13 protein-coding genes are annotated in these 17,065 nt (G+C 71.5%); 3 read left to right on the top strand and 10 right to left on the bottom strand.

The window, feature by feature from the left end; translation table 11 throughout:
* Positions 1 to 24: 24 nt before the first annotated feature.
* The 9 genes from AB0I28_RS01955 to AB0I28_RS01915 are packed head-to-tail and all read right to left on the bottom strand — an operon-like array spanning position 25 to position 10,431.
* Positions 25 to 1,368 (bottom strand): lysine 2,3-aminomutase, encoded by a 1,344-nt coding sequence (locus AB0I28_RS01955; RefSeq protein WP_357488796.1) that lies wholly within the window; start codon positions 1,366 to 1,368, stop codon positions 25 to 27.
* Positions 1,365 to 3,077 carry a class I adenylate-forming enzyme family protein gene (locus AB0I28_RS01950; RefSeq protein WP_357488795.1) on the bottom strand — a complete coding sequence of 571 codons (1,713 nt, stop codon included), beginning with the start codon at positions 3,075 to 3,077 and terminating at the stop codon, positions 1,365 to 1,367. The genes AB0I28_RS01955 and AB0I28_RS01950 overlap by 4 nt, the downstream gene beginning before the upstream one ends.
* A gap of 10 nt (positions 3,078 to 3,087) precedes the next feature.
* A complete protein-coding gene (locus AB0I28_RS01945; protein WP_357488794.1) occupies positions 3,088 to 4,398 on the bottom strand; it encodes an FAD-dependent oxidoreductase in 1,311 nt (436 codons plus the stop codon).
* Positions 4,395 to 4,613, bottom strand: a complete 219-nt coding sequence (locus tag AB0I28_RS01940) for a phosphopantetheine-binding protein (RefSeq protein ID WP_357488793.1) — start codon at positions 4,611 to 4,613, stop codon at positions 4,395 to 4,397. The genes AB0I28_RS01945 and AB0I28_RS01940 overlap by 4 nt, the downstream gene beginning before the upstream one ends.
* The gene (locus tag AB0I28_RS01935) at positions 4,610 to 6,091 is read right to left on the bottom strand and encodes an amino acid adenylation domain-containing protein (protein ID WP_357488792.1); all 1,482 of its coding nucleotides are present in this window, start codon (positions 6,089 to 6,091) and stop codon (positions 4,610 to 4,612) included. Before AB0I28_RS01935 ends, AB0I28_RS01940 begins: the two co-directional genes overlap by 4 nt.
* Positions 6,088 to 6,948 (bottom strand): SDR family oxidoreductase, encoded by an 861-nt coding sequence (locus AB0I28_RS01930; RefSeq protein WP_357488791.1) that lies wholly within the window; start codon positions 6,946 to 6,948, stop codon positions 6,088 to 6,090. The genes AB0I28_RS01935 and AB0I28_RS01930 overlap by 4 nt, the downstream gene beginning before the upstream one ends.
* Positions 6,945 to 8,252, bottom strand: a complete 1,308-nt coding sequence (locus AB0I28_RS01925; protein ID WP_357488790.1) for an MFS transporter — start codon at positions 8,250 to 8,252, stop codon at positions 6,945 to 6,947. Before AB0I28_RS01925 ends, AB0I28_RS01930 begins: the two co-directional genes overlap by 4 nt.
* Positions 8,249 to 9,466: an AMP-binding protein gene (locus tag AB0I28_RS01920; RefSeq protein WP_357488789.1), complete on the bottom strand. Its 1,218-nt coding sequence runs from the start codon at positions 9,464 to 9,466 to the stop codon at positions 8,249 to 8,251. Before AB0I28_RS01920 ends, AB0I28_RS01925 begins: the two co-directional genes overlap by 4 nt.
* Entirely contained in the window at positions 9,463 to 10,431 is a 969-nt protein-coding gene (locus AB0I28_RS01915; RefSeq protein WP_357488788.1) for a hypothetical protein, read from the bottom strand. The genes AB0I28_RS01920 and AB0I28_RS01915 overlap by 4 nt, the downstream gene beginning before the upstream one ends.
* A 220-nt stretch (positions 10,432 to 10,651) precedes the next feature.
* Here AB0I28_RS01915 and AB0I28_RS01910 point away from each other — a divergent pair, with 220 nt between their 5' ends.
* The 3 genes from AB0I28_RS01910 (at position 10,652) to AB0I28_RS01900 (ending at position 16,035) form a co-directional block, all read left to right on the top strand.
* Positions 10,652 to 11,908: an ATP-grasp domain-containing protein gene (locus tag AB0I28_RS01910; protein ID WP_357488787.1), complete on the top strand. Its 1,257-nt coding sequence runs from the start codon at positions 10,652 to 10,654 to the stop codon at positions 11,906 to 11,908.
* On the top strand, positions 11,908 to 13,119 hold the full coding sequence (locus tag AB0I28_RS01905; protein WP_357488786.1) for a biotin carboxylase: 1,212 nt from the start codon (positions 11,908 to 11,910) through the stop codon (positions 13,117 to 13,119). Before AB0I28_RS01910 ends, AB0I28_RS01905 begins: the two co-directional genes overlap by 1 nt.
* Positions 13,120 to 13,221: 102 nt before the next feature.
* Positions 13,222 to 16,035 (top strand): NACHT domain-containing protein, encoded by a 2,814-nt coding sequence (locus tag AB0I28_RS01900; protein WP_357488785.1) that lies wholly within the window; start codon positions 13,222 to 13,224, stop codon positions 16,033 to 16,035.
* A gap of 60 nt (positions 16,036 to 16,095) precedes the next feature.
* Here the strand turns inward: AB0I28_RS01900 and AB0I28_RS01895 are convergent, their stop codons facing one another.
* A complete protein-coding gene (locus AB0I28_RS01895; RefSeq protein ID WP_357488784.1) occupies positions 16,096 to 17,064 on the bottom strand; it encodes a PRC and DUF2382 domain-containing protein in 969 nt (322 codons plus the stop codon).
* Position 17,065: the final 1 nt, after the last annotated feature.

Here is a 17,065-nt window from a genome sequence, read left to right as displayed (position 1 = left end):
CGTGCCCCCTTTCGCGTCAAGGACCTAGGCCGGCCCGTGATTCTCCGCCCACCAGCGGCGGCCCGCCTCCGGGAGCGTCGCGATCGGGTCGTAGTAGGGGAAGCGTTCGCCGAGGTCCTCACCGGCGATCTGGTAGTTCTTCGTCCAGTGCGAGACACCGCGCTCGGTGTCGTAGTCGACGACCTGGTGCACCCACCGCTTGCCCACGAAGGGCACGTCGCACACGATCCTCGGCGTTGCGTAGCCCGGCAGGTACCCCATGATCGCGGTCTGGAGTTCGAGGGCCTCGGCCAGCGAGGTCCGCCAGTGCTCGGAGTTCGGGATCATGTCGCACATGTAGAAGTAGTACGGCAGGACGTTCGCCTCGCCCTGCAGCGCGAAGCACAGGTCTAGCAGGTCTTCCGTGGTGGCGTTGACGCCCTTCATGAGCACGCCCTGGTTGCGCACGTCGCGGACGCCGGCGTCGAGCAGCGCCCGCGCGGCCTCGCCGACCAGCGGCGTGACCGAGTTGACGTGGTTGGCGTGGGTGTGCACGGCCAGGTTCACCGCCCGCTCCGACGCCGCCCGCGCCACCCTCTCCATCCCCGCCAGCACCTCCGGCTGGAGCCAGTGCTGCGGCAGGCCGACCAGCGCCTTCGTGGCCAGCCGGATGTCGCGGATCGACGGCAGTTCCAGCAGACGGGTCAAGAACGCCTCCAGCTGCCGCCAGGGCACGTTGGCGACGTCCCCGCCGGACACGACGACGTCGCGGACGGCCGGGGTGCGCTTGAGGTAGTCGAGCATCTGCTCCTGGCGGTCGGCCGGGCGCAGCTCCATCCTGGTCTTGACGACCTGCGGGGTGGAGTTGCCGACCAGGTCCATGCGGGTGCAGTGCCCGCAGTACTGCGGGCAGGTCGCCACCATCTCGGCGAGGACCTTCGTGGGATAGCGGTGCGTGAGCCCTTCGACGGCCCACATGTCGGCCTCGTGCAGGGAGTCGCGCTCGGCGAAGGGATGGCTCGGCCATCGCGGATCCCGGTCGGAGGCGACCGGCAGCATGTACCGCCGGATCGGGTCGGCCAACAGCGCCTCGGCGTCCGGCGGGCCGTGCGGCGCGATGGTGTTGAGCATCTGCGGCGGCAGGAGCATCGACATCGTGGCGAAGCGCTCGCCGTCGGCGGCGAGGTCGGTGTAGAACTCCTCGCCGACGAGGTCGCCGTAAATCTCGCGAAGCTGCCGGATGTTCTTGACGCAGTGCGCGCGCTGCCATTGGGCGTCGCGCCACTCCGCCTCGGTGACGCCGCGCCAGCCCGGCAGCCGCCGCCAGTCCGGTTCGGTCAAGGGCTTCCGGACGTACCGGTAGGGCTGCCGGGCCGCGTCGGGCGTCATCGGCCGGCGTCCTCCAGGATTCCGGCAAGGCGGGTGCGCAGCTCCCGCTTGAGGACCTTGCCGGTCGGGCCGAGCGGGAAGTCGCCCGGCTCGACGGCGACGCGGACCGCGGCCAGCGTGGCCAGTCCCGCGTCGGCGAGCGCCTTGTTGGCGCGTTCGGCGACGGCCTCACCGCTCGTCCCGGCCGCCTCGGCCTGGAGGCGGACCACGGCGACCGGCGCCTGTCCGACGCCGCCTGCGGCGGGTACACCGACGACCGAGCAGTCGGCGACGAGTTCGGCGCAGTCGGCGAGCAGGATCTCTTCGAGGAGGAGGCTGTAGACCGGCCCGGCCGAGGTGTCGATGACGTCGACGGTGCGGTCGAGGTGGTAGAAGCGGCCGTCGGTTTCGCGCCGGGCGACGTCGCCGGTGAGCCAGTAGCCGTTGAGTTCGAAGGACGCGGTGAGGCGCTCGTTGTTCCAGTAGCCGGGGGTGCGCGAGGGGCTTTGGATGGCGAGCATGCCGACGGTCCCGTCGGGCACCTGCCGGCCGTCGTCGTCGAGGACGGCGGCGGCCGTGACGACCTCGGTGGGCTTGCCGACGCAGCGGTCGTCGCGTTCGGACTCGGGGGTGGTGACCTGGCCGAAGAGGGCCATGCCCATCTCGGAGGAGCCGAGCCCGTCGATGAACTGGGAGCCGGGAAGGGCCTTCTCGGCGGCGGCCTCGCTGGGCAGCAGCCAGGGCTTGATGAGGCCGGCGGGGCGCTCGCCGAGGGTGACCAGGCGGCGGATGTGGCCGTAGTGGGCGCAGTCGCCGGTGTTGAACCAGGAGTGGACTCGTGCGGCGCCCTTGACCGGAAGTTCGCCGGTGGCCAGTTCGACGTAGGTGCGCGGGAAGGAGGCGAGCATGGTGGGCTGGAAGGCCTCCATGACCGGTTCGACGACCTTGCGGCGCCAGTCGCCCATGATGACCTGCGGCAGGCCGAGGAGGGTCGCGGTGAGGAAGTAGCTCAGGCCGCCGGCGTGGGTGTGCGGCATGAGGGACATGAGGCGGTCGCCGGGCTCGGCCGGGAAGCGGATCATGCGCGGCTGCTTGCCGTCCCAGAACTGGCGGTGGCCGAGCATCGTCGACTTCGGGGTGCCGGTGGTGCCCGAGGAGTGGATGAGGGCGACGATGTCGTCGGCCTGGTGCTTGTAGGGGTAGACCTCGGGGAGTCCGGCCGACTCGGCGTCGAAGGCCTGCACCTCGGCCGCCAGGGCGAGGAAGCGCGGGCGGGACTGCGGGTCGGCGCGGTAGGCCGACGCGAGGCGGGTGGTGTCGTCGGCGACGACGCCGACCACGCCGACGTGGTTCAGGTAGCGGATCATGACGTCGGGCCGCATGGCGTCGTTGATCATCGCGGGGATGGCGCCGAGCGCCGAGAGCGCCAGGAAGTGGATGAGGGGTTCGAGGCCTTCGGCGACGACGACGCCGACCGGCTCGCCCGGCTGTACACCGAAGGTGTGGTACCAGCGGGCGTAGCGGTCGCGGAGGGCGACGAGGTCCTTGAGGCTGTGGCCGCGCAGGGAGACCTTGCCGCGGTGGTCGAGGCGGTGGGTGAAGACGAAGGGGACGTTCCGGTTGGGGTTTGCCGCGAAGGCGTGGTCGAGGAAGTTGCCGGCGCCGAGATCGGGCTCGGTCATCAGCTTCCGCCGGGCCTCCAGCGGGGCGATAGAGGTGGTGTCGCTCATTGCGGCCTCCTTAGTAGAGGGTGAGGATTTCGGCGGCCACGCGGTGGCCGGAGCGGATCGCGCCTTCCATGAGCCCGAAGAACTCCGTGCTCGTCTCCGTCCCGGCCCAGTGCACGCGGTGGTGCCGCTCGGTCAGGGTGGGTCCGAGGCGGGTCCAGTCGCCCGGGCCGAAGAGCGCCGCGTAGCAGCCGCGGCTGAACTCGTCGCCGACCCAGTCGGTGACGTGGAAACCGATCGGCTCGGGCAGGAAGGGGAACAGCCGGTCGGCCTGAGCGACGGCGGCGGCGCGTCGCTCGGCGGCGGGCAGGGCGGCGAAGCGGTGGGCCTCGGTGCCGGTGACGAAGCCGGTGAGGACGCCGGGACCGTCGGTCGGCGAGTCGTCCACGGTGGACAGCAGGGGACCGTAGGCGTTGACCGACCAGCCGGACAGGCCGTGGTCGCGCCACAGCGGTGCGGGGTAGATGATGTGCACCTTCACGGCGCAGCCGGGAGCGGTGCGCTCGGTCGAGCGGGGCACGGCCGGGCGGGGGCGGATGTCGATGGCGTCGGCGAGCACCGGCGGGATCGCGACGACGACGGCGTCGGCGCGGTGCGGTCCGGAGTCGGTGGTGACCGTGACGCCGCCGTCGGTGGACTCGATCGACCGCACGGGCTGCCCGAGCCGGACGTCGAGGTTGACGGCGAGACGCTCGCAGATCTGGTGGGCGCCCCCGTCGACCCGGTCTTGCTGTGCGCCTCCCTCGAAGGCGTTCAGGTAGCGGATCCCGCCGCCGGAACGCAGGTAGAAGGCCATGTGCAGGACCGACACGTCGGCGGGGTCGGCGGCCATCATCTCGCCGAGGAACAGCGGGAAGAACAGCCTCGCGTCCGGGTGCGGCAGCCCGTTCTCCAGCCACTCCGCGGCGGTCGTCGCGTCCAGCGCGGCGGCGTCGGGGGTGAGCCAGGGGGCGTCGGCGCGGATCGTGGCGGTCACGTCGGCGAGCCGGTCGAACAGGTCGCCGAGGGCGACGGCGTTGAGCGGCGGGAAGCGCCCGTGCCTGGTGTCGGCGCCGTGGCCGAGTTCGAAGCGGCTGTCGCCGACCATGCCCGTCGGCGTGGCCTTCAGGTCGAGTTCGGACATGAGCTCGGTGAGCCGGGTGTGGCGGTCGCCGAGGTAGGCGGCGCCCGCGTCGGCCCAGCTTCCGGGCGCGACCTCGATGCCGTGCGTGCGTCCCCCGACGCGGTCACGGGCCTCCAGGACGGTGACCTCGGCGCCGGCCTCGGTGAGGCGGGCGGCGGCGGTCAGTCCGGCGAGCCCCGCTCCGACGACTGCGACCCTCATTCCGCCGCGCCGATCCGCTTGGCCAGCGCGTCCGGGGTCGGGGCGAGGAGGAAGTCGTCGAAGGACAGCTCCACGCCCGTCGTCCGCGCGACCCCGCTCAGGACCCGCGTCGCCAGCAGGGAGTCGCCTCCCAGCTCGAAGAAGTCGGAATCGGCCGTGATCTCGTCGATCTCCAGCACCCGACGGAAGATCACGATCACCCCGTCAACGTTCATCGTCTCGCCTCCCTGCCCTCGCGGGCGTACCGCCGGTGCGTCGCCGCCCGGTCGACTTTTCCGCTCGCGGTGTACGCGAGCTCGCCGACCACCGTCAGCCGCCCGGGAACCAGGTGACCGGGGACGGTGGTGCGCAGATGGCCCAGCACTTCGCCGGGCAGGTCTTCGGGGTCGTCACCGGAGGCGACGACGTAGGCGACCAGGAGGGTCCGGCCGGCCACCGTCGCGCCGACGGCCGCGACCGCCGCGACTGCCGGGTGGGCGCCGATGAGCGCCTCGACCTCGGCGGGGTCGACGCGCACCCCGCGGATCTTCAGTTCGCCGTCGATGCGGCCCATGTGCAGCAGTCCGGCGTCCCCGGCGCGCACCACGCGGTCTCCGGTTCGGAAGAAGCGGCCGTCCGGCAGTTCGGCGAAGCGGGCGGCGGTCTCCTCGGGCAGCCCGAGGTAGCCGAGGGCCAGGGCGGGTCCGCCGATCAGGAGTTCGCCGTCCGCGCCGATCTCCTCGACGACGTGCGGCAGCGCATGCCCGATAGGGACACGGCCGTCGACCTCGGCGCCGAGTTCGGCGGCGTGGGTGATGAGGGTCGTCTCGGTGCAGCCGTAGGTGTTGAGCAGCCGTACTCCCCCGGTTTCGAGGCGGTGCCAGTCGGCGAGGCGCGCGGGCGAGGCCGCCTCGCCGCCGATGATCAGCAGCCGCAGGCAATCGGGGAGGGGGTCGCCGTAGTCGGTGAGGTGGTGGACCAGCTCGTGCCAGTAGGCGGTGGGCAGGTCGGCGACGGTGACCCCGCGCTCGGCGATCGCCCGCAGGAACCTGGGGAAGGAGCCGGTGTGCGCCTCATCGTCGAGGACGAGGGTCGCCCCGCCGGTCAGGGCGGGCAGGATCTCCTCGAAGCAGGTGTCCCAGTTCAGTGAGGCGAACTGGAGCACCCGGTCGTCGGCGGTGACACCGAAGAGGTCGCGCAGCGAGGCGACGGTCGCCGCGATCGCGCCGCGCGGGGTGGCCACGGGCTTGGGGACTCCGGTGGATCCGGAGGTGAACAGCACGTAGGCCGGTCTCCCGGGGCCCGCCGGGGCGGTGCGGCCGCCCCGGCTCGGCGGCGGTGCGGCGGCGTCGACGGCAAGCAGTCCCGGCGGCGGAGTCTGCCCGGGCGCGGTCACGACGACCGAGCGGCAGCCCGCGGCGGCGAGCATGGCGTCGCGGCGGACCGCAGGGAACGCGGGATCGACCGGGCAGTAGGTGCCGCCCGCGGCCAGGATCGCGAGGAGCGCCACCACGGTCTCGGGCGTGCGGGAGGTGAGGACGGCGACGGTGCCCGGATCCGGGCCGAGGCCCTCGGCCAGGGCGTCGACCCGGTCGGCGAGTTCACGGTAGGCGATCGTCCGTCCGTTGTGGACGATCGCCGGGCCGGTGCCGCCCGCGTGCCGCGCGAACTCCGCCGACAGGTCGGCCGCCTCCAGTGCGGTCGGTGTCGTCATCGTCCGGCTGCCTCGTTGCGGACCCACGCCGAGGTCATCGCCAGGATGGCGCGGCCCTCGGGCTCGGTGAGCTTGCGGGCGGCGAACTCCGCCGCCCACTCGCCGGCGAGCACGCGGAACGGCGGGTCGTCGGCGGTCATGGTCTCGACCAATGTCTCGGCGAGTTCGCCGGCGGTCTTGGCGCCCGGGAAGCCGTTGCTCGCGAACCAGTCCAGGTACGACGTCAGCACGTCGGTGTAGGGGCCGGCCATCGCGAGCAGGGAGTCACGGGTGGCCCCGGAGTTGGCCGCGAAGGCGGTGCCCAGGACGGGACCCGGCTCGACGATGACGACGTCGACCCCGACGGCCGCGGCGGTGGGCGCGAGGCTTTCCATGAATCCCTCGACGGCGAACTTCGACGCCGAGTAGCACTCGTTGAAGGGCTGGGCGATCAGGCCGCGCGTGCTTCCCACCGTGATCAGCCGTCCCCGTGAGGCCCGCAGGTGGGGCATGACGGCCTTGGTCACGTTGACGACGCCGAAGAAGTTGACCTCGAACCCGGCCCGGTAGCGGTCCATGGGGCAGACCTCGACCGTGGGCAGGGTGCTGGCCGCCCCGGCGTTGTTGACCACGACGTCGATGCCGCCGTGGGCCTCGACCGCCTCGGAGACGCAGGCCTCGATGGAGTCGGGGTCGGTGACGTCGAGGGCGCGGACGTCGACGGTCGCTCCGGCTTCGGCGGCGGTCTTGCGGAGTTCTTCGGAGCGGCCGGTGTCGCGCATGGTGGCGACGACGGTGTGTCCGGCGAGGGCCGCGCGAACGGCCGTCTCCATGCCGATCCCGGATGAGGCGCCGGTGATCAGGACGGTACCGGTCATTTCGCGGTCACCTCCTCGGTCAGGGCCTCGGGAGTGTCGTCCCCGGCGGCCGCGGCGGCCGCGGCCTCCTCCTCGCGCTTGAGGCGGCGGTGTGCGGAGGCGATGGGGACCCAGGCGAAGAAGGTGCCGATCAGCGTCGCGGCGACCATCGTGTAGGTCGTGGCGTCGAGCGAGCCGAGCGGCTCGGTGAGGGCGTCGACGACCACACCGCCGACGAACGCGGCGATCGGGATGATGCCCCAGGTGACGGTGCGGAAGGCCGCCTGCGAGATGGCCTGGTCCTCGTTGGGCACGCGGACCTGGCGGACCGCGGCGGTGCTGACGTTGTACATGACGAGGGTGAAGCCGTAGGCGGCCAGCGTCGCGCCGAGCACGATCGGGGCGGGGAGCTCCGGTGCGGCGAGAACGCCGAGACCGACCGCGGAGTGCAGGAAGATCGCCCACGGCATGACCCGCGCGGGGCCGAGGAGTCTGCTGACCCGCTGGGTGAGCAGCGCGCCGGCAACGGCGCCGACCGCGGCGACCGACATGACGGTGCCGAAGGTGCCCGCCGACAGGCCGAGCCCGCGGTAGGCGAGCTGCGGCATGACGGTGACGAAGATCGGGCCGCCGATGTTGGCCAGCAAGGTCGCCAGCATCGTCCCGCGCAGGACGCGGTCGTTCCAGTTGAGCTGGAAGCCGCGCTTGAAGCGCACCCACATCGGCTGGCTGCGCCCGGCGCCGCCGCCGTAGGGCTTCATCGAGCGGATCGCGCCCGCGGAGAACAGGTAGGTCGCCGCGTCGATGATGAGGGAGAAGACCCCGGTGAGCTGGTAGATGCCGCCGGCGATGGCCGGCCCGACGACCTCGGAGGTGGTGCGGCTGGTCTCCATGCGGGAGAAGGCCTTCACCCGGTTCTCGCTCGGCACGACCGCGGCGATCGTGGCGATGTAGCCGATGTTGAAGAACACCGTCATCGCGCTGACCACGGCGACGCTGGCGAAGATGAGCGGGACCGACAGGAAGTCGAACCACCAGGCGACCGGGAGGATGCCGATGACGCCGAAGCGGATCAGGTCGCACCAGATCAGCGTCCGCCGCAGATCCCAGCGGTCCACCAGCACCCCGGCGACCATGCTCAGCAGCGGGATGGCCAGCCACTGCGCCATGCCGACGACGCCGACCTCGAAGGGCGAGGCGTCGAGCAGCAGGATCATGACCGTGGGAATGACGAACAGGTTGATCTTGTCGCCGACGTAGCTGACGGTCTGGCCGGCCCACAGGAGGTTGAAGTCCCGGCCGAGGCGTACGCGGTCGCGGATCATGCCGCCTGCCTTCGCAGCAGGTTCGCCGACTTGCCGGTGCGCTCGTTCATGACGGGCGAGTCGATCAGGGTCACCGTCAGGCAGGTGGGGTCGTTGTGGAAGACCACGCCCGGACCGAAACCGGAGCCGCACATGTGACGGCGCAGGTTGTCGGCGAGGTCGGGCCCGGCGTCACGGGTGGGGACCGCGAGGACTTCGAGGGTGTCGGCCTTGGCCGGGTGCGAGGTGATCCGCAGCTGGATGCGGGCGACGCCCGGCAGCGCGGTCAACTCGGCGATGGTGGCGTCCACGTCGAGGTTGTGACTGCGGAACTGGACGACACCGTCGCGGCGGCCCAGCAGTCGCAGGGCCCGCCCGGGCTCACCGCACTCGCAGGAGACCCACTCGCCGGCGTCACCGGTCTGGTAGCGCAGCACGGGATTGAGGCCGTGCGGCTTGAGGGAGGTGAAGTCGATGAGCCCGTCGGCGCCGACGTGCACGAGCTGCGAGGGCAGCGGGTGCCAGGTGTCGTCGGGGCAGTCAGGGGTGTTGGTGCCGATCACCCAGGTCTCGGTGCTGCCGTAGAGACCCCAGCGACGCGCGTTCGGCGCGACGGCGGGGATGTCGTCGTCGAGCTGCGGGTGCCATGCCTCGCCGAGCCACAGGACGCTGCGCAGGTCGGGAAGTTTGACGCCCGCCTCACGGGCGTACCCGAAGAGGTTGCGCAGGGTGCTGGGCGCGCCGCCGAAGGCGGTTACCCGGCGGGTCAGGAAGAACTCGAGCCACGCGTCGTACTCGGCCTTGCCGATCGCGCCGAGCGGGATGCCCGTGCAGCCGGTCAGATCGGCGTAGGCGGCGACGAGGTAGTGGCCGCCCCACATCTTCCCGGCGCTCCAGCCGTTGACGAACAGGTCATCGGGCCCCAGTGGCTTCCACTGCTCGTGCACCTCGTTCATGTACAGGCCGGTGGGGGCGTAGCCGAGCTTGGGGGCACCGGTCGTGCCACCGCTCTGGAACATCCACGTCGAGCCCTCGTGAGCGCGGGGCTGGAGGTGGTCGAGGGCGATGTTGAGATCGTCCTTGAGCATCACCGGGACGTGCACGAGGTCTTCGAGGCTGTCGAGCACGACGACGTCGGAGTAGCGCTCGGCGAGCGCGGGGACCGAGCGGAGCTTGCCGAGCGTCGCGGCGGCGACGTCGCGGGCGCCGGGCGCGCTGGACTGGAAACCGGTCATCGCGCCTCGGCTCCCATCCGCGCGGAGTGGGCGTCGCGGTAGGCCTGGAAGCGGCCGCGGATCAGCTCGCGCTGGATCCGGACGGCCTCGGGGTCGCTCGGGTCGGGGCAGAAGATGCCGCCGTCGAACTCGATCTCGGAGAGCCAGAAGCGCTCGCCGTCGTGCAGGAAGTCGATGCACACGAAGGGCACCGGGAGCTTCTCGCGGAAGTAGGCCAGCGCCTCCGACAGCTCCTCAGGCACGTCCGCCCAGTGGATCTTGGCGCCGGTCGTGTACTGCGGGTAGAGCGCTCCGTCGCCGGGCGCGCGCACCATGACCTTGCGGGGCTCGCCGGCGATCATGAACACGCGGAAGTCGACGGTGCCTGCACCCAGGTAGGGCTGGAACACCATGGTCGTGTCGCCGCCCTGCGCGAGGCTGAGCAGGCCGCGGACGTCGTGGGAGTCCCGGGCGAGGTTGATGCCGCGGGAGGTGGCCCACCCGGCCGGCTTGCTGAACGCCGGGTAGGGCAGGTCGGCGATGGCGGCCTCGTACTCGTCGTAGACCAGGTCGCGGCCCGATCCGATGCGCACGGTCGGGACCGGCGAGACCGGGCAGTCGCGCAGGTAGAGGATCGTGGCCAGCTTGTCGTTGCAGACCGTGGCCAGCTCCGGCGGGTGCGGCAGGTAGAAGCCGGCGAGTTCGAGGACGTTGTAGAGCGTCAGCTGGTTGAAGACGTCCATCGACTGGTAGGGCAGGGAGTACAGCGAGGAGATGAACAGCGTGTCGTCGGGGGTGACGCGCTCGCCGTCGATGTAGAACTTCGGGTTGCCCGGGTCGAGGGCGTCGGCGGTGACCGCTTCGGGCGCGACACGTTCGAAGGAAAGGCCGAGTTCCTTGGCGACGTCCTGGTAGGCCTCCCAGAAAGAGGCGCTCCACTTCGCGCGGGTCCGGGTGGACTCGCGGTCTGGGAAGAGCCAGACCACGCGTCGTAGCGTGCTAGTCGCCTCAGTCATGGTTCACCGTTCTCGAGGTGGGGGCGGGCCGCCGGGCGCGGCGGGTGAGGACCGGGCGAGTCTGGCAACGCCGCCTACAGATCCACTGCGAATCCGGTGCGCGCGGGCACTGGCGGATCTGTGGCGAATCCATGGCGGCGGCGCTCATCCTTTGCCGGTCAGGCGAGACCTCGGAGGAAAAGGGTTGTCCATGAGCACGCAGAAGCACGTCGTCATCGTCGACGCCTACTCCCCGACCAGGCGGCTGGCGCCGGTGCTCCACGAGGCCGGCTACGCGGTGGTGCGGGTGCAGAGCACGCCGGGCGTGCCGCTGGTCTACCAGTCGAGTTTCGACCTGTCGCCCTACGCGGCCAACATCGTCCACGACGGCGACCTGGAGGCCACGATCGCGGCGGTGGCGGCCTTCGAGCCCGAGGCGGTCATCGCCGGCGGTGAGGTGGGCGTGGAGTTCGCCGACCTCCTCGCCGAGCGGATGGGTCTGGCCGGCAACGGGACGGCCCTCAGCGCCGCCCGCCGCGACAAGTACGTGCAGATGGAGACCGTCCGCGCCGCAGGGGTCCGCGCGACCCGGCAGCTCCTGGTCACCGATGCCGCGCAGCTCGCCGACTGGCATCGCGACTTCGGTGGCCGCGTGGTCGTCAAGCCGCTGCGAAGCGCCGCCGGCGACGGTGTCGCGTTCTGCTCGACGCCCGAGGAGTCCGTCGCGGCCTACGAGGCGATCCTCGGCGCCGAGAACGTCTTCTCCGCGCGCAACGACGGCGTCGTCGCCCAGGAGTACCTGGCCGGCGGCGAGTACATCGTGGACATCGTCAGCCGCGAGGGCCGCCACCACGTCACCGATGTGTGGAAGTACGAGAAGATCTCCGCCAACGGGATCCTCGACCTGACCACCGGACTGCGGATCCTGCCCCGGCGCGGTGACGCCCAGGACGCGCTGGTGCCCTACGCCTTCGAGGTCCTCGACGCGCTCGGCGTCCAGTACGGCGCCTCCCACCTGGAGATCAAGCTGACGCCGGAGGGTCCCTGCCTGGTGGAGGCGGCCGCTCGGATGGCGGGACTGGACATCCCGTTCTACTCGCGCGAGTGCATCGGGGAGGCGCACCTGGAGTGGATCGTCGACGCCTACGTCCGCCCGGATCGCTTCGACGCCCGCTGGAAGGACGACTACCGGCTCAACCGGCACTGGGTCTCGGCGATGGCGGTGTCCACGGTGGACGCCGAACTGGCCGGATACCCGCTGCTGCCGGTGATCGAAGGGCTGGAGAGCTTCCAGGACGTCCGGCCGGTCGTCTCGCCCGGCGGGCGCCTGCGGCCCACGATCGACGACATGACCTGCCCGCTGATCGTCAACTTCGCCCACGAGGTGGAGGAGATCGCGATCCGCGACTTCGGGACCGTCCGCCACCTCGACGGCCCGGCCTTCTACGAACTGGCCGGGGAGTCCTGATGGAGGCGCGGCCGCACGTCGTCGTCATCCACCGCTGGCTGGCGCGCTACGCCGAGTACGAGCGCTACATCGACCACGAGGCGAACGCGGTCACCTATGTGACGACGGAGGTGGCCGCGCCGTCCCTGTCGACGGCGGCGGCCGCCGTCGAGCTGGTCGCGGCGACCGACGACCTGCCCTCGGTCGCCGACCGGGTCAAGCACCTCGTCGAGGACCACGGGAGCCCGGCGGCGATCGTCGGGCTCAAGGAGGACGACCTGCTCGTCGCGGCGCAGCTGCGCGCCGAGTGGGACTGCCCCGGTCCGGTACTGGCCGACCTGGTCCCCTTCCGCGACAAGCTGGTCATGGCCGGGAAGGTCGCCGCGGCCGGTGTCGCGGTGCCGGCTTTCGCGGGCGTCACCGACGCCGGCGAGGTCGAGGCCTTCGCCCGCGAGCACGGCTACCCGGTCGTGGTGAAACCGCGCGTCGGCAGTTCGAGCGCCGGGGTGTCCAAACTGGATGGACCGGCCGGACTCGGCGACCTCGACGTCGACACCCACGGCCCCCTGATGGTCCAGGCCTTCGACGAACGCCAGATCTTCCACGTCGACGGGCTCTTCGACGGCACCCGCACCGGACCGCTGCGCGCTTCCCGGTACCTCAACACCTGCCTGGGCTTCCGGACCGGCGACGTGCTCGGCTCGGTCGAGGATCCGGCGGTCACCGGGCTCGTCGCGGAGGTCACCGACCGCGTCCTCGGCGCCCTGTCGCCCGGCCGGGCCACGCCCTTCCACCTGGAGCTGTTCGTCGGCGAGGAGAGCGGCGAGTGCGCCTTTCTCGAAGTGGGCGCGCGCGTCGGCGGCGCCGAGATCCCCTTCCTGTGGCGTGAGGTGCACGGCTACGACCTCATGGAGGCCGCCTTCCGGCTCTCCATGGGCCTCGATCCCCTGCCGTGGGACGGTTTCCGGGCGGAGGAGACGGCCGGTTGGCTGCTCGTGCCCGCCCCGGCGGCCCGGCCGTGCCGGATCACCGAGGCGACGCCGATGACCGGCCGCGTGCCGGGCCCCTACGCCGAGGCTCTGCTGAGCCCGGGAGACGTCCTGCCCGCCGCGGACGCGTACTACGAGCACGTCGGCGGCCGCTTCCGGTTCAGGGGCGCCGGACCGGCCGAGGTGACGGCGGCGATCGAGGCCACCGCACGGGACTTTCGGGTCCGCGGCGAGGCGCCGTGAACCGCTGCCCGAACGGGCGGCCTCCACAGTAGACGCGGTTTCGCGGTGGCCGGGCGGCCGCGGCCCCACGCCGATCCGCCGGACAAGCCGTAATCTCGGTGCGTGGACCTGACCCGGCTCGTGCCCCCGCTGACGAACGTGGTGAACCAGGCCGCCAGGCCGTTCATCCAGCGCGCGTGGTCGGCGCTGGTCCGCAAGGGCCACGTGCGCAGCCCGGACGCCTACGGGCGGCTGGAACAGATCCGCGGGCCGCACCAGGGCGACTTCTCCGCCCTGTCGATCGTGTTCGACCTGCCCGAGAACATCACCCACCAGCGGCTGCTGAAGGTCGTCGGCCTCCCCCGCTTCCAGGTCTTCGCCAAGCAGCTGATCGCCCTGCGCATCGCCGGTCAGGCCAGGGGCGGCCGCAGGCTGGGCGAGGCCGCATTCACGCTGTTCGCCGACGAGCTGTTCACCGATGCCGCGCCGGAACGGCGGCGGGTGCTCACCGAGTCGTTCCGGCCGGCCTTCGACGCGCTCTGGAAGAGCCTGGACACCGCCTGCGCGCGGGTCGCCGAGCAGCTCACCGGATACCCGGTCGCCGGCGGCGACACCTTCAACTGGGCGCAGGCCACCCTGTCGCTGGCCACCGCCGAGTCGGCCGAACGCTACGTGGCCTTCCTGGCGGCCAACGGCGGCGGCACCGAGGACTCGGCCCGCTGGATGGCCAAGTACCGCCTGGAGTTCGACCGCGCGCACGGCCGGATCCCGCTGCCCGACCTCGGCTCGCGGCGCGAGATCCCCTTCGCCGAGCTCTACGTCGAACCGGAGGTCACCGCGCCGGCGCAGGCCGGGGTGAACGCGCCGAGCCTGCGGATGTCGCGGCGCACCGGAGTCGGCCGGATCGTCGACGAGCTCGACCGGACCGTCATCGTCGGCAACCCCGGCGCGGGCAAGTCGACGCTGAGCAAGGTGATCGGGATCCGGTGGTCGCGCGAGCGCGGCCCGGTGTTCCTGCTCCCGGTGCGCGGCCTCAACCTCGACCCGGCCGGTTTCAACGTCGTGCAGGAGATCGAGCGGGTCCTGGCCCGGGGCTTCCAGACCCCGCCACCGCCGGGCCTCGTCGAGCGCACGCTCCTGGAGGGCGGGGCGCTGGTCATCTTCGACGGCGTCGACGAGGTCAGCTCGCTGGCACGGCGAAAGCAGGTGTCGCGCACGATTGAGGCGGTCGGCAACGCCTTCCCGCTCAGCGCGGTCCTGGTGACCGCGCGCGGGATCGGCTACCCCGCCATCCGGCTCGACACCGAGGTCTACACCGAACTGGAGATCAACCCCTTCACTCCCCGCCAGGTGGAGGAGTACGTCGGCAAGTGGTTCCGGCTGGCGGCGTCCTTCGACGACTCGGCGCGCGCCAAGGCGATCGCGCACTTCATGGAGACCAGCGGCTCCATCCACGACCTGCGCAGCAATCCGCTCATGCTGTCGTTCATCTGCGTTCTCTACCGCGGTCACGCCGACATCCCGAGGCGGCGCACCCAGATCTACCGCAAGTGCGTCGAGCTGCTGCTGCGCGACTGGGATCTGTCGCGCGGGATCGTCGACAGCACCTGGGAGGTCGACACCTACGAGATCGCGCTGATCGAGATCGCCGCGCTGATGCTGCACACCCCCGAATACCAGGGCGGCATGACCGAGCGTCAGCTGCGCTCGGTCGCCGCCCGTAATCTGCTGTCCGAAGTGGTCGCCGACCGCCGCGAGGCCGAGCGCCTCGCCGGGGAGGTGATCGAGCTGTGCCGGGGGCGGGGCTGGCTGTTCACCGACATCGGGCCCAACGACGAGGGCGAGGAGATCTTCGCCTTCACCCACCGAAGCCTGATGGAGTACTTCGCCGCCCGTCACCACGTCCGCCACTCCGCCTCGGTCAGCCGCCTCGCCCGCGAGCTCGTGCCGCACATCGTCTCGCAGAAGAACCCGGTGCTCGCCCAGATGTGCCTGAGCATCGTCAGCCAGAACAGCGCGGCGGGCTCGTCGCAGATGATCCTGGAACTGCTCGCCGAGGCCGAACGCTCCGAGCAGCCGCAGGCGGGGGTGCTGCGGGAGTTCTGCGTCCTGACCGCCGACACCGTGCCGCTGAACCGGGACGCACTGCGCGGTGTCCTCGCCGGTTTCCTGGAGAGCATGCCGACCTCCTCGGCCCACGCTCATCTCCGGCTGCTGCTCGGCGAGCACTTCCGGCACTCCGGGGCGGTGCCGGGGGTCTTGAAGGCGCTGGTGGCCGAGCGTCTGTCACGCGACGCCGCCCAGGTCCGCCAGCTGTGCCTGGCGCATCCGTGGCTGTGGGACTTCTGTCTGGAACGGGGCCTGCTGCGCCTGGCCGACCTGCCCGGCGACCAGCTCGCGTCGCGGTTCGACCGGCTCTTCGGCGGAGAACTGCACACCTACACGAGGCGGCCGCCGTTCACGTCGGCGATGGCGCTGCTGGACGCGGCCTTCCCGGAGCGGCGGGGTGTCGTGCGCACCGGTGCCCTGCGGGATCTCGCGCTGCTGCGCGAGACGATCGGCTCGCCCTTCGACCTGCACCAGCTCACCGCGATGCCCCCGTTGCCGGGAGGCGACGAGCGCTTCGTTCCGGAGGCGCTGAGACTGGGCGACCGTGCGCTGGCCCGCGCCGCCGGGCACCGCCGTGAGGTCCTGGGCGCCGTCTTGTACCTGGTCCTCGCGCTCGGCGAAATGGTCGTGCACACCGATCGCAGGCTCGACGAATTCCCCGACGGCCTCGCGCTGCGGCTGTGCCGGGCCCGCCGCAAGTCCTACTCGCTGGGATGGGAGCCGCCCGGCATCGGGCTGCTGCCCTACGAGGACGCCGAGTTCCTGCGCTCGTGGATCCGGCACGACGTGACGATCTTCGTCCGCGAGACCGACTACGGCGTGTCCTGACGGCGGGCACGGGGGCGGCCGGGGGGCGGCGCCGCCTCCCCGGCCCATTCCCTGCCATCGTCAGCGTTCACGGCCTCGCTCGCGGCCGGTGTCGTCGACGTCGATCTCCTCGTGCCGGACCTCGCCGGTGACCTGCTGCTCGTCGGTCTTCATGTCCTTCGTGAGGCGGACCTTCTCCACGGCGACCGTCTCGGTCTCCACGACCGGCCGCTCGGCGTAGAGCGTCGCCTCGACGGTCTCCTCGGCGAACTGGTGCTTCGGGTCGGCGGCGTCGCCGTCGACCGGGACACGCTCGACGCGGACCTCTTCGTGGCGGACCGGAACGGTCTTGGTGACGTTCTCGGTCACCACGTGCTTGCGGAGCCGCACGCGGCCGCCCTCGACGGCCTCGGTGCCGACGTGCAGTTTCTCGGCGTAGCTGGTGAGCTCGGGCGACTCGGCGTCGGCGTCCATCGCGCCGGACTTGCGGCCCGAACGCTTCGCCGCGGCCTGGTCGGCGGCTCCCTGCGCCTCGGTGGCCGGCACCTGGGCGCGCCCCTTCGCCGTGTCGCGCCCCTTCGCCGTGTCGCGCCCCTTCGCCGTGTCGCGCCCCTTCGCCGTGTCGCGCCCCTTCGCCGTGTCGCGCCCCTTCGCCGTGTTCTGCCCGGCCATCGGCCCAGTCTGCTGCTTGTCGGTGTTGGCGTAGTCGCGCCGGCCGCTGCCGTAGGGCAGGTTGTAGTACGAGTACAGCTCGCCGAGCTGCTCGTCGCTGAGGTGGACCTCGTCGCCCTCTCCGGCCGGGTCGAGGCGCGGCGCGTCGCGCACCATGTCCTTGTCGACCTTGACCTGCAGCCGCCCGTCGCTCAGGTCGCCGTCGTGGATCGGGACGAACGACTCGCTCATCCCGAAGAGTCCGGTGTGCACGCTCGCCACGACGGGGTCGCCGCTGGCGTCGTCGACGAACACCTGCTTGACGCCGCCGATCTTGTCACCGTTGGCGTCGTAGACGGTCGCGTCGTGGAGCTGAGTGAGTTGCGAGTTGCCGATCATT

The sequence above is a fragment of the Phytomonospora sp. NPDC050363 genome, from assembly GCF_040655735.1.
In the GTDB taxonomy this organism is placed as follows: Bacteria; Actinomycetota; Actinomycetes; order Mycobacteriales; family Micromonosporaceae; genus Phytomonospora.
The sequence above is the reverse complement of the archived record's forward strand: the minus strand, read 5'-3'. Positions and strand labels throughout refer to the sequence as shown.

Coding starts and splice junctions, on each gene's coding strand:
- AB0I28_RS01905 (WP_357488786.1), top strand. CDS start 11,908: ATGGAGGCGCGGCCGCACGTCGTCGTCATCCACCGCTGGCTGGCGCGC.
- AB0I28_RS01910 (WP_357488787.1), top strand. CDS start 10,652: ATGAGCACGCAGAAGCACGTCGTCATCGTCGACGCCTACTCCCCGACC.
- AB0I28_RS01955 (WP_357488796.1), bottom strand. CDS start 1,368: ATGACGCCCGACGCGGCCCGGCAGCCCTACCGGTACGTCCGGAAGCCC.
- AB0I28_RS01930 (WP_357488791.1), bottom strand. CDS start 6,948: ATGACCGGTACCGTCCTGATCACCGGCGCCTCATCCGGGATCGGCATG.
- AB0I28_RS01920 (WP_357488789.1), bottom strand. CDS start 9,466: ATGACCGGTTTCCAGTCCAGCGCGCCCGGCGCCCGCGACGTCGCCGCC.
- AB0I28_RS01940 (WP_357488793.1), bottom strand. CDS start 4,613: ATGAACGTTGACGGGGTGATCGTGATCTTCCGTCGGGTGCTGGAGATC.
- AB0I28_RS01925 (WP_357488790.1), bottom strand. CDS start 8,252: ATGATCCGCGACCGCGTACGCCTCGGCCGGGACTTCAACCTCCTGTGG.
- AB0I28_RS01950 (WP_357488795.1), bottom strand. CDS start 3,077: ATGAGCGACACCACCTCTATCGCCCCGCTGGAGGCCCGGCGGAAGCTG.
- AB0I28_RS01945 (WP_357488794.1), bottom strand. CDS start 4,398: ATGAGGGTCGCAGTCGTCGGAGCGGGGCTCGCCGGACTGACCGCCGCC.
- AB0I28_RS01935 (WP_357488792.1), bottom strand. CDS start 6,091: ATGACGACACCGACCGCACTGGAGGCGGCCGACCTGTCGGCGGAGTTC.
- AB0I28_RS01895 (WP_357488784.1), bottom strand. CDS start 17,064: ATGATCGGCAACTCGCAACTCACTCAGCTCCACGACGCGACCGTCTAC.